General features: G+C 64.7%; 8 protein-coding genes. 4 read left to right on the top strand and 4 right to left on the bottom strand.

Going from position 1 to position 12,649, the window contains the following annotated elements; all coding sequences use genetic code 11:
- Positions 1-7 precede the first annotated feature (7 nt).
- A complete protein-coding gene (locus G3N58_RS27650) occupies positions 8-793 on the top strand; it encodes an enoyl-CoA hydratase/isomerase family protein (RefSeq protein ID WP_167039044.1) in 786 nt (261 codons plus the stop codon).
- Between the two features lie 59 nt (positions 794-852).
- Here G3N58_RS27650 and G3N58_RS27645 read toward each other — a convergent pair whose 3' ends face one another.
- Positions 853-1,827, bottom strand: coding sequence for a GlxA family transcriptional regulator (locus G3N58_RS27645; protein WP_206000807.1), 975 nt, complete (start codon positions 1,825-1,827; stop codon positions 853-855).
- 135 nt (positions 1,828-1,962) lie between these two features.
- Between G3N58_RS27645 and G3N58_RS27640 the strand changes: the two genes are divergently transcribed.
- A complete protein-coding gene (locus G3N58_RS27640; protein ID WP_205989015.1) occupies positions 1,963-2,643 on the top strand; it encodes a DJ-1/PfpI family protein in 681 nt (226 codons plus the stop codon).
- A 111-nt stretch (positions 2,644-2,754) separates the two neighbouring features.
- Here the strand turns inward: G3N58_RS27640 and G3N58_RS27635 are convergent, their stop codons facing one another.
- The 3 genes from G3N58_RS27635 to G3N58_RS27625 all read right to left on the bottom strand — a co-directional run bounded on the left by G3N58_RS27635 (position 2,755) and on the right by G3N58_RS27625 (position 9,347).
- The gene (locus G3N58_RS27635; RefSeq protein ID WP_167039327.1) at positions 2,755-3,447 is read right to left on the bottom strand and encodes a phosphatase PAP2 family protein; all 693 of its coding nucleotides are present in this window, start codon (positions 3,445-3,447) and stop codon (positions 2,755-2,757) included.
- Positions 3,448-3,783: 336 nt separating this feature from the next.
- Complete coding sequence (locus G3N58_RS27630; RefSeq protein WP_206000800.1) at positions 3,784-7,566, bottom strand: DUF748 domain-containing protein; 3,783 nt, start codon at positions 7,564-7,566, stop codon at positions 3,784-3,786.
- 359 nt (positions 7,567-7,925) lie between these two features.
- On the bottom strand, positions 7,926-9,347 hold the full coding sequence (locus G3N58_RS27625; protein ID WP_206000799.1) for a DUF1254 domain-containing protein: 1,422 nt from the start codon (positions 9,345-9,347) through the stop codon (positions 7,926-7,928).
- Between the two features lie 327 nt (positions 9,348-9,674).
- On the opposite strand from G3N58_RS27625, the gene G3N58_RS27620 reads away from it, so the two are divergent.
- Both G3N58_RS27620 and G3N58_RS27615 read left to right on the top strand, forming a co-directional pair.
- Positions 9,675-10,379, top strand: coding sequence for an FMN-binding negative transcriptional regulator (locus G3N58_RS27620; protein ID WP_167039035.1), 705 nt, complete (start codon positions 9,675-9,677; stop codon positions 10,377-10,379).
- A 175-nt stretch (positions 10,380-10,554) separates the two neighbouring features.
- On the top strand, positions 10,555-12,649 hold a 2,095-nt coding region (locus G3N58_RS27615; RefSeq protein ID WP_206000798.1), incomplete at its 3' end, for a heavy metal translocating P-type ATPase.

The following is a 12,649-nucleotide window of genomic DNA, read 5'->3' as shown; positions in this document are numbered from 1 at the left end:
AGCGAAAATGAGTGAGCATGTTGAAGGTTCCGTGTCGTTCGAGGTGAGCGACTTCGTTGCGACGGTCACGTTGAATCGCCCGACCAAACTGAATGCGATGACGCCGATGATGGCAGCACAGGTCGTCGAATACATGAAGCGCTGCAACGAGGACGACGCGATTCGCGCCGTCGTTCTGACGGGCGCGGGACCGAAGTCGTTCTGCGCGGGCTCCGACATCGGCACGCTCGACGACTACACGACGCCGTGGAATTTCCGCAATCGCCCCGACTATTGCGACGCGGTGCGCGGCCTGCTGAAGCCGTCGATCGCCGCAATCAACGGATACGCGTTCGGCGGCGGCCTGGAAACGTCATTGAGCTGCGATATCCGCATCGCGTCGGCCAATGCGCAATTCGCCGCACCGGAGATCAAGCTGGGCTGGATCGGCGGCGGCGGCATGGCGGCCTTCCTGGCCAATTCGATCGGAGCATCGAATGCCGCGCTGATGCTTATGACCGGCGACCCTATCGACGCCGAGCGCGCGCTCCAGTGGGGGCTGATCAGCGAGGTTGTCGAGAGCGCGGAGCAGGTCTTGCCGCGAGCGCAGGACGTCGCCCGGACCATTGCGCAACGCGCGCCGATTGCGGCCGAAACGGCCAAGTCGAATCTGCACGCGGCATTCAACATGCCGCTGGAAAACGCGATCCAGTATGAACGCGATCTGCAAACCATCTGCTTTGCCACCGACGACGCGCGCGAAGGGCGTGCCGCGTTCAAGGAGAAACGGCAGCCGGTTTTTTCGCGCAAGTAGGGTTGGGGAGCGGCAGGGGGGGTTGTCGTGAGGGTTGCCCCGCTCCACGATTCCATTGTTCAGGAAAACGAAAACCGCTCCCTATACACCTGCGGAGCAACTCTCAACAAACGGACGAAACTGCGCCGCATGCTTTCCTCACTACCGAACCCGCAACGGGTTGCAATGCGTTTGACCGGCCACGAGGTCTCGCCGAGTAGTCGCTGTGCCGCTTCGACCCGAAGTTGCTCAACCGCGCGCGCCGGCGTGCGGCCCGTTTCCGCCTTGTAGTGACGCATGAAGCTGCGTTCGCTCATGTGGAGCCGTCGGGCCAGCGTGGGAACGGAAAGATCGGACGCAAGGTGCGCCGTCATCCACGCATGCAGTTCGCCGAACCGGTCATCCGCCTTTTGCATCGACAGCATGGCGCTGAACTGCGACTGGCCGCCCGGCCGCTTCACGAAGACGACGAGCTCGCGGGCAACGTCCAGTGCGACTGAACGGCCGAGGTCTTCTTCCACGAGCGCAAGAGCGAGATCGATTCCCGCGGTCACGCCGGCGGATGTCCAGATAGCGCCGTCGCGCACGAAGATCGGATCGGTTTCCACGCACAGCTTCGGATAGCGGTTCGCGAGTTCGTCGCAGCGGGCCCAGTGCGTGACCACGCGCCGCCCATCCAGCAAGCCGGCCTCGGCCAGCAGGAACGCCCCCGAACACACGGAAGCGATGCGTTGCGCCCGGCCGGCTTGCCGCCGTGTCCAACGCGTCAGGCGCGCATCCGCCGATGCCGCGGAAACGCCGCGCCCGCCCGGAACGATAAGCGTATCGACGGGCCCTCTCACGGAACCGATGGAACGCGCCAGCAAGGCCACGCCCGAGGACGACGTCACGAGCCCGGCCTCGGCGGCAACGAGCCGGGGTGCATAGGGTTCCGCGAGCCCACGCTGCACGGCCAGCTCGTTGGCGGAAGCAAAAACCTGCAATGGCCCGCTGACGTCGAGCAGCTGGACGTCCGGAAAAGCAAGCATCAGGATAGATCGCGCTTCGGCTGGCATGACGTGGCAAAAACAGAGCGTGGCAGAAACTGAGGGGTAAATGGCAATCTTGCCAAAGGCTACCTGCATAGAATCGATTCGTCCACCTCGAAACACCCGTCGAAAAATCGTTTCTACATTTGACAAGGTATCCTCATGACACTCCAGATCGGATTTCTGGTATTTCCGCAAATACAGCAACTCGACCTGACCGGTCCCCACGACGTACTCGCATCGCTGCCCGGCGCAACGACCCGATTGATCTGGAAAACCCGCGAACCCGTGGCATCCAGCAGCGGACTGCTCCTGACACCCACCGCCACGTATCAGGACTGCCCGCCACTCGACGTGATCTGCATTCCCGGTGGAAGCGGCGTGACGGATCTGCTACAGGACGCTCAGACGATCGAGTTCGTTCGCAAGCAGGCCGCCGGCGCTCGTTATGTCACGTCCGTCTGTACCGGCGCGCTATTGCTTGGCGCCGCGGGCTTGCTTCGCGGACGGCGCGCCACGACTCACTGGGCCTTCCACTCGCTGCTCGAACCGCTCGGCGCCATTCCGACGCGCGAACGGGTTGTCCGTGACGGCAACCTCATTACGGGCGGCGGCGTGACCGCGGGCATCGATTTCGGGCTGACGGTGGCGGCGGAATTGGCGGGGGCCGAGGAAGCGCAGGCGATTCAGCTCGGACTCGAATATGCTCCGGCGCCGCCGTTCGAGGCGGGAGACCCGGACGTCGCACCGCAAGCGATCGTGGAACTCGTCAGGCAACGGTCCGAACAGGGATTTGCGTCGAGGCAGCGAATCGTCATGGCAATCGCCGCGAGTCAAACCTGAGCGGCCGCGTCGACGAATGCATGCGGAAGGTGCGCGCCCGAGGAGAGCGAAGACAAACCCATTAGACCGGCCCATAACGGGCCGGCACCCTCCTCGCGCCCGCCTTGTACTTCACAGATGCTTGAACACACCGCTCGCCAGCTTGCGCAGTTCGTCGAACTGCGTGACGAGTTCGAGGCACAGAATAAAAGCCAGCATCGCCGAGGGTCCAGGATAGCGTTCGATCCATCGCAGCACCGGAGTCGCGTAGCGCACGCGAATCGCATCTCGCGTCATGACCAGGGTAATCACGACGCCGATGGCCGCGCCCACCAGCAGATCGGTTGGGTAGTGAAAGCCGAGATAGGCGCGCGGCAGGCAAATGAACACCGCGGTATAGAGAATCGCCAGTACACCGATGCCCCGCCACACGAGGAAGATGCCGGTGGCGACCGCCATCCAGAGCATCGCGTGATCGCTCGGAAAGGAGCTCCAGCTTGTCAGCAGTGCGTCCCTGGTCGCGCCGCTCGTAAAGTGCAGATGCAGTTCGTCGCTATAGACGGGACGCACTCTGAACGGCAGCCAGTGCGTCAGCAATCTTCCGACGAAGAGCGCCACGATGCCGCTCAGAAACGTCGCGAGCGCCATTTCCCGCCGCCATTCGCGCCGCCCGTCCTGCTGAAACCACATCCACCACAGCACGGGAACGAGTACGAGGCCCTTGAAGGTGTACAGGTCGGCGATGGCTTGTATGGATTGGGTCGCGAAATGGCCGAAATGTACGTTGGACAGATATGTTTCGATGGACGAATCGAAGTTGTTCATCATCTTGTAAGAAACTTGGGCTAGTCGCATCAATAGTTAGCATAGTCTATTGGATGCGCGGCATTTTCTAGTACTTACTTTCACTGACAACTTTTACGGCGCAATCCGGCAGCCGGCGTTCAGCGGCCGCTTACTACGCGAGCGTTCTGTGTGGGCGGCGGATACGCCGGGAACACGATGGGATCGTGGCGAGCGCGAACGGCTCGCGATGGGGTGAAGGGATAGTGAAAGCGCCGTCACGCCGCGTGATCTGTACGCGGCATGACGGACATGCGCCACGCAAGCGGCACGCGTCGCGGCGCGCACGGCCCGGCGGCCGGCACGCGCGCGCCGCTCTCACTTCAGGCCAAAGTCCACGCGCGTGGTCGCGCCTTTGTCCTTGATACCGTCGGCGTTGAGCTTCGGCGCGACGATGAACAGACGGCTGCTGTCGATCTTGCCATCCAGATACTGCTGCACGCTTTGCGCGCGCTGCTGCGCAAGCTGACGCAGGCTCGCGTCGTCGATCGGCGCATTGGCGGCAAGCGCACCCTTCATGTCGCCCTCGGGCAGCGTCTTCGTCATGCCGATGAAATTGCGCGGCTTCTTGAAATCGCCCGACTTGTACGCCTTCGCCAGATATTTGTCGTAATCCTGCTGATCGACGGTGACCGTCGACAGATCGACGCTCTCGCCGTTGCCCACCACGTCCTTGATCTTCTGCTGCTTGACGAGCCGGTCGACGTACTGCGTGCGCAGCGCCGGTTCGTCGACCTTCGGATCGACGCGGCCGATCAGGTCCATGCGGATCGACGGCTTGTCCGAGAGCGCCTTCACGATCGTGTCGAGCTTCTGCTTGTCGGCGTCGGTGAGCGTGGCCGAGCCCGCGTCGAACTCGACGTAGCCGAGCTCCTCGCCGTTGCCGCCGAACGCGTTGGCGATCAGCGAGAACGGCGCGGTCACCGCTTTCTCCAGCAGATTGAGCACCGCATGCCAGATCAGCCCGCCGATGCTGAACTCGGGGTTCGACAGCGAACCCGACACCGGCAGGTTCACGTCGATCTCACCGCGCGAATTTTTCAGCAGCGAGATCGCGAAACGCACCGGCAGCTTGGTGGCCGTGTCGTTGTCGACGTGATCGCCGAACGTGAGCTGATCGATGAACAGGTGGTTGTTCGCGCTCAGTTGATCGTTGTCGAGCTTGTAGTGCAGATCGACATTGAGCTTGCCCTTCGTGATCGGATAGCCGGCATATTTCGCCGAATACGGCGTGAGGTTGGTCAGCTCGATGTCGTGCGCGGTCGCGGTCAGATCGAGCGCCGGCTTGTCGATCAGCGGATTGACGCTGCCGCGGATCGTCAGCGGGCCGTTGGCCGCGAGCTTCGCGGCGACGTCGACCGGCGCGGGGGTCGTCGATTGCGTGCCGAACGCGCCGACCGTGCCCTGAATGTCGACGAGGTTCGCCGTGTAGTTCGGCCGGATGAAGTTGTCGGTGTAGGTGACGCGGCCCTGCTGCAGCACCAGTTGCCCGAAGTGCAGCTTGACCGGATTTTGCGGCGGCGTGGCGGCCGTGACGGTCGCGGGCGTCGCCGAGGCCGCCGAGGCCACGACCGGCGCAGACGCGGCTACCGCTTCCGACGCCGCCGCCGGCGTCAGTTCCACGTGATCGGCGCCGCTCTTGTCGCGCGTGAGCGACTGCGCCTGACCGCTTTCATGCGCGACCACGTCGTTCAGGTTGAGCTTGCCTTGCGCATCGAGCAGCACGCGCCCGTAGAACTTCGAGAACGTGACGCGGCCCGCGTCGACCGTGGTGCCGTGTTCGTCGTAATCGGCCTTCAGGTTTGACAGCGCAAGCGAGCCCCAGCCCGCGAACGGGTCCGAGGTGGCCTTGTCGAGCATGCGCACGTCGACGAGCGCGACGTCGCCGCGATAGTTCGCTTTCAGCGCCTTCGCATTGGTAACGGCGAGTTCGCCGTTTGCGTTGAGCAGCGCGCTCGCGATCACCGCGTTGAGCTTGCTACCGAAGTACGGCTCGAACGCCGCCGCGTCGAGCCGGTTCGCGTTCACCTTGACGGCGAGCTTCAGCGGCGTCGCGGTCACGTCGCCCTTCACGCCGAGCGTGCCCTTCCTGTTCAGCGTGGCTTGCAGATCGACCGGCAGCGGGTGGCTCAGGTCGTCGCTGATCTGCTGCACCTTCAGTTGCAGCGGCGCGATGCTGAGCTTGACCGGCTGCGGCGTGGTGTTGTCGGTGAAATTGGCGGTCGCGTCCTTCAGCGTCAATTCGCCGATCTTGTAGTGCCACGCTGGACCTTCTTCGGCCTGCGGCTTCTTCTCCGCGTGCACCGCGGTGCGCGGCTGCGCCGCTGCATGCGGACTGGCGAGCGATGCGAGGTTGATACTGCCGTCTTTCAGGCGCTGCGCGTCGATCGCGAGGCCGGTCGCGTCGACGCTCGTCACGTCGGCCGTGCGCGCCGCCACATCCACCTGCTTGACGGCTACGTTGCCCTGCGCAAGCGAGATCAGCGGCGCCTTGCCGTCGCGCGCCGCGAGCTTGAGCGACTGCATGTCCACCTGCGTATCGGCGACCGTCAGCGCCATCGGCGACTTCGACCAGTTCGCGTCGATATTCGTCGTCACCGAAAGCGCGCCGTCGAGCACCTGCGCCGAGGTTGCGGAGTCCAGATACGGCTGTATCGGCGGCAGCTTCAGCGACTTCAGATCGAGCTTCGCGCTGGCCGTTTTCGCCGCGAGGCCGAGCGTGCCCTCGCCGACGAGCGTGCCGCCATCCTTGAAGACGGTGTTCAGCGTGTAGTGAGCAGGCGCCGATGCGAGCGTCGAAAAATCGTTCAGCGTGACCGCGAGATTCTGCAAACCGGCATCGACCGGGCGCGGCACCGCTTCGTCGTGAACGTTGACCGTGCCGTCGTTGAGCGCGAAGTGCTTGATCGACAGATCGAGCGGTGGCGCGGCTTTTTCAGCGGCCGCGGTTTGGGTGTCGGCTGCGGCCTTGGCGCCCGAAGCCGGGGACGCCGCGCTGGCCGCCGCCGTGGCCGTCGCGTTCTGTTCGGGCGCCGGCGCGAACATGCGCTCGACGCTGAGCACACCGTCCTTGTCGCGCGCGAGGTTCGCGTTCGGCGCATCGATGCGGATCTCGTCGAAGTGATAGACGCTCTTCAGCGGTTCGAGCGACGCAGCCGCCACGTGTACGGCATGCGCCGCGAAAAACGGCGCCTTGCCCTGATCCCGCACGTCGACGTCGTTCAGATCGACGGTGCCCGCGACGCGCAGCGAAGGCGTCTCGTTCGACATCGCGAAGTTGAGCTTGAGATCGGTCGAGAGCTTGCCCGACTGCACGATCACCGGCAATTTGCTCGGCGCATAGGAGATCAATTTCGGCACGTCGAGATCGTCGAAGCGCAGCGACACTTCCGATTCGCGCGACTCTGCAAACGGCTTGGTCTTGCCGTCGATTGCGAGCTGGCTGTCGCCGTCGATGCGCGCGCGCAGCAGCGGCTCGACGAAGATGTTGGTTTTCGAGGGCAGCGTCGCGATGAACGGAATGCCGAGCTTCCATTGATCGATCACGTGCTTCGTGCCGAGCAGCCGGTCGTCGAACGTGATCTGGCCGTTTTCGACGCGAATATTGGAAACGGAGAACAGCGTCGGCTTGCTGTCGGGTTTCGCGGGCTGGCTCGCGAATTTCTCGATCAGATCGTTGAAATTGAAGCGCTGCGCATCGTAGCGCACGATATGAAAACGCGGTGAATCGACCTGGACTTCATCGACGATCGGTGCGGCGCGAAACAGCGAACTCCACGACGGCTTCACGATGAGCCGCGAAATATCGACGAATTCGCCGGCGCCGCCGCGCTCGCCGATATGCACGTTATCGGCTTCGAAGCGCAGCGTGTACGGATTGAGCGCGATGCGGCCGATCGTGGCGGGCCGGTCGAGCTGCTTGCTCAACTGCTGGCTCGCGATATGGCGAATCAGCGGCGGCGCCGCGAAAAAGCCCAGCAGGCCGAATACGACGAGAAAGATCAGCAGACCTATGAGAACACGACGCGTACGACGCGACTGCGCGACTTTGCGCACGGTCTGCATGGAGGAGGCTAACGATGCTTTATTGAGGCTTGCCATGCTCGCTCTGGATGAATGCGGCGGCAAGCCCGCCGCGAAAAACAGAAATCCCGCAAGCGGCAGTATAAGTCGTGAATCAGTTGTAAGACAGTATTGTCAGAGACGGCTTGAAGATTCGCGCCGCCGATCGATGACTGTCCGGGGCCGTCTGTCCGTTGTGCAGTGCGCTGCGGACAGACGGCGGGAGACATCGATCGATGTCTCCCGGCGCGCCGCTGTCATGTTGATGACGCGCTTCATCGAGGCTTTTTGGGTTGGCCGCTTTCTGATTTTTATCGATGCGGCATTGAAATGCGTTAATGCCGTGGCTGCCGTTGCTGCCTATCGAAGAGGTCCTGCATGCGTCGTTGCCGCAGCCCTCATCGCCGCACGACCGGCGGTGGCTGCCAGCTGCCGTCGGTAGCCTGCGGCTTCGGCGCATAGAGACGCAACACGAGCTGCATATCGGCGCGCGGCGCCGGCAGCCAGTTGCCGGTCCTGCTGCGCGTCGACGACACGACCACGTCGAGCGAACCATCGCGATTGCGGCGCGCACCGTTGCGATCGCCCACCGCAAGCCGTGCCGGCGCGCCGTCGCTCAACGCGCCATCCTTCGTGTAGGCGGTGATCGACCAGAAGCCGCGCACCGGCGGCAACTGGTTCGCCGCGAAGTGCAGCACGTAGCGATTCGCGCCGTTCAGCGAGTTGCCGTCGCTGTCCTGCGTGACGACCGCGCGTACTTCGTCGTCCCGGGTACCGATGCCCGGCTGCGTGCTCGCCGCGTATGCGCGCAACGCATAGTCGGGGCCGTAGTTGCCGACGCCATCGCCGAACCAGTTCCAGCCGTTCGCGCTGAGCAGATTGGACGGCGCTGCGGCAACCCGATCGCGGCCATCGGCAAGACCGGCCGCAACCGCGTCCGACGCTTTCGGCAACTGCACCGGATCGCCCGGCGTCACGCCGAGGTCCGCGAGAAACTTCAGCGCGTGCGGATCGGCCGGCGTGGGCGGATTGTCCGGCAGCGCATCCGCGAGACGGCTGAAAAAACCGTTCGCGTCGAGCGCGGCTACCTGCTGCGCCGGCGTGCCGTTGGCGCCCGAGGCGCCGCCGTTGCCGCGCGACAGCGCGACCGGCGCCACGCGCTCGTCGTCGCCATAGACACTCAGCGGCGCGAGACGAATCGCGTGTTGCAGCTTGCGCACCGCCTTCAGATCGCGCGTGCCGTTCGACTGGATGCGCACGCTCACCCATGCATTGCGGGTCGGCACCTCGATGCGCTTCGCGCCCTTCGGCAGTTCGCCCTGCCAGCCCGGCGTGACGAATGCGAGCGTCTGCGCGTGGATGCCTTTCGCGCCGGCCGTGCCCGCGACGAACTGCGGTCCCGTGGACCACACGACATTGGTCCACATGTCGAGCACGCGCGCGTCCATGTAGCGGCCATGCGAATCGGGCAACGAGAGGATCACCGGCTCGTCGGCGACATCGAGCCAGCCGGTCGAATCGAGCGTATCGAGACCCGGTTGCGGCGGATTGGCCGCGCCGACCGGCGGCATTGCCTGGGCATGCCGCAACGTGTTGAACGGCGCCTCGCCCGGATCGGTGCCGACCGCCGCGTCGCGCGCGGCGCTCATCAGCACGAGCGGATAACCGAATACGTAGGAATCGGCGACTTCATCCTTGATCCAGCCGGTGCTCGGATGCGTCACGGATGGGGCCGACGCGCAGCCGGCCAGAAATGCGAGGCCGGCGAGCGATGCGCAGGTCCGTTGAGGCGAAAACAGTGCTTGGCGATTTTTTATCATTCTTTCAGAGTGCGGAACGTGCAGTCCTATGGGAGATGCCGGTGTGCAGCGCAAGGAACATGCGCGGTCCCCCGAAGGCCTGCGCAGCCAGTCCGCGGATTGCGACCCCGACAACATCGCGTTGTATCGTATCCTTGCTAACCAGGCAAGCAGAAAGCAGGGAATTGCGCTTGCTGCCGCGTACAGTTCATATAAACGGCACAAATGGCATTTTTGCGGTCGCCACGTTGGCGGCTCGCGCCTGAACACGCCATAGTTTTCGATTCGGTTTCGCCTTCAATTTCGATTCGCCGACACGCCTTCGCCGTTCGCATCCGGAGCGCTTCAATGTATATGCCCGCCCATTTCGAAGAGAACCGCCCAGAGGTTCTTCATCGCCTGATTGCCGAGCAGCCGTTCGGCGCGCTGATCACGAACGGCCCGCATGGGCTCGATGCGAATCATCTGCCGTTCGAGGCACAACTGATTCCCGGCGACGGCGGCAGCAATAGCGGCCACCGCAGCGACAGCGGCAACGCGGCCGGCGCGCAGCATGCATCGCGCTGCATACTGCGCGCTCATGTCGCACGCGCGAACCCGGTGTGGCAGGAAGCGGCCACCCATCCCGACGCGCTCGTGATCTTCCAGGGACCGGCCGCCTACATTTCGCCGACGTGGTATCCGAGCAAGCACGAAACGCACAGGCAGGTGCCGACCTACAACTACATGATCGTGCATGCACATGGCAGGATTGTGGTGCATGACGATGAAGCATTCGTGCGCGGCCTCGTCGCGCGGCTCACGCGCAAGATGGAAGCTGGCGAGCCGGTGCCGTGGAAAATGGGCGACGCGCCCGCCGACTTCATCGCGCAGATGCTCGGCGCGATTGTCGGCATCGAGATCGAGGTGACGCGGCTCGTCGGCAAATGGAAGCTCGGGCAAAACAAGGCGGCCGACGACCGGCGCGGCGCGGCGCAAACGCTGCTCGCGCGCGACGGCGAGCAGCAGAAGGCGGTCGGACAGGCCATGCTGGATGCGCCGCCGCCGTTTTGAGCGGACGCGTTCGGTACGACTTTCCGTCATGCTTCGCGCTTCCGCGTGCAAGCCATGTCGCGTTGCCGGCAAGCGCGGCGCTGCCGCCGCATAATCCGTGCTTGACCTTCCTGGCATGGGAAGGTCGATACTGGATTCACGATGCGGCCCGATGCCGCCACGAACCTTGCCTGCCATGACCGCACTTGCCAACGAGCAGCGCCCCGCTGCCGCCTCTTCCTCTTCTTGCGCCACGCGCGTCGTCGAATTCGATGTCGGCGGCATGACGTGTGCGTCGTGCTCGGCGCGCGTCGAAAAAGTACTGGCGAAAATGCCGGGGGTTGTGCGCGCATCGGTGAATCTCGCGACGGAGCGTGCTCGCGTGGAAAGCACTGTCGCAATCGAACCCGAGCAGCTTGCCGCCGCCGTGCGCAAAGCCGGCTATGACGTCACACTCGATGCGAATGCCGATATCGCAACCACGCAAACGCAAGCCGAAGCAACCACAGCAACTGCGACGGCAACGCCGCCAGTCACCGAACTGTCGATCGGCGGAATGACCTGCGCGTCATGCGCGATGCGTGTCGAAAAGGCACTGGCGAAAGTGCCCGGCGTCGAGCGTGCGACGGTCAATCTCGCGACCGAAACCGCGACCGTTCATTCAGCGGGCGCGTCATCGGCCGATACCGAGGCGCTCATCGCCGCCGTGAAAAAAGCCGGCTACGAAGCGACACCGATCGTCTCGCCGGCCATTCCCGCTCCCAGGCCCATCGCCTCGCTCACTACCGGCGTGCAAGCAGCCGCACGCGACACCGCCACCCGCAAACAGATCGAAGCCCGCCGCGAACTCGCCACCGTACTCGCCGCGGCCATCCTGACGCTGCCGCTCGTCGCGCCGATGTTCGGCGAATGGTTCGGCATCCACGCGATGCTGCCGCCGTGGCTGCAATTCGTGCTCGCGTCGATCGTGCAGTTCGCGTTCGGCGCGCGCTTCTATCGCGCGGCCTATCGCGCCGTGCGCGCCCGTGCGGGCAACATGGATCTGCTCGTCGCGCTCGGCACTTCGGCGGCATACGGCATCAGCGTCTACGAACTCGCGATGCATCGCGGCGACACGATGCATCTCTACTTCGAGGCGTCGGCGGTCGTGATTACGCTCGTACGCTTCGGCAAATGGCTCGAGGCGCGCGCGAAGCGTCAGACCACCGACGCGATCCGCGCGCTCAACGCGCTGCGCCCCGAGCGCGCGCGCATCCGCGTCAATGGCGACGAGCGCGACGTGCCGCTCGCGCAGGTACGCGTCGGCGCAGTCGTGATCGTGCGGCCCGGCGAACGCATGCCGGTCGACGGCACGGTGCTCGAAGGCCGCACGCATATCGACGAATCGCTGATTACGGGCGAGAGCCTGCCGGTGCCGAAACAGACCGGCGACGCGGTCATGGCCGGCTCGATCAACGGCGAAGGCGCGCTCGTGGTGACGACCACTGCGATCGGTGCGGAGACGACGCTCGCGCGCATCATCCGCCTCGTCGAAAGCGCGCAGGCCGAGAAGGCGCCGATCCAGCGGCTCGTCGACCGCGTCAGCGAAATCTTCGTGCCGGCGATTCTCGCGGTCGCCGCGTTGACGCTGATCGGCTGGCTGATCGCCGGGGCGGGCGGCGAAACCGCGCTGCTCAACGCGGTCGCCGTGCTCGTGATCGCCTGCCCGTGCGCGCTCGGACTCGCGACGCCTGCCGCGATCATGGCCGGCACCGGCGTCGCCGCGCGTCACGGCGTGCTGATCAAGGACGCGGAAGCGCTCGAAATCGCGCATCGCGTCACGGTCGTCGCGTTCGACAAAACCGGCACGCTGACGCTCGGCCAGCCGTCGATGACGGCGTTCGAGCCAGTCGACGGCATGCGCCGCAACGAAGCGCTCGCACTCGCCGCGGCGGTGCAGCGGCATAGCGATCATCCGTTGGCGCGGGCGGTCGTCGCGGCGTATGAGGCGGAAAGAGCACAGGCGGCTATCGGCAGCGCCGGCGCCGAGCCGACTGATGCGCTGGCCGCTGCGGCAAGTGCTGAGTCGAACGCTGCTGCGGCGAATTTGGCCGCGAATTCATCCGCTGGTTCTTCGGCAAGCTCGCACGCCGATCATGTCGCCAGCACGATCGACAAACCCGCCACGACGGCAGCGTTTCACGCCACCGCAGCGCGCGCCATCGCGGGCCGCGGCGTCGAAGCCGACCTCGACGGCCACACGTTCGCGCTCGGCAGCACGCGCTGGCTCGACGAACTCGGCATCGCGCCGA

The organism is Paraburkholderia sp. Ac-20342, from assembly GCF_017104985.1.
Classification (GTDB): Bacteria; Pseudomonadota; Gammaproteobacteria; order Burkholderiales; family Burkholderiaceae; genus Paraburkholderia.
This window is presented reverse-complemented; position numbering and strand designations above follow the sequence as displayed.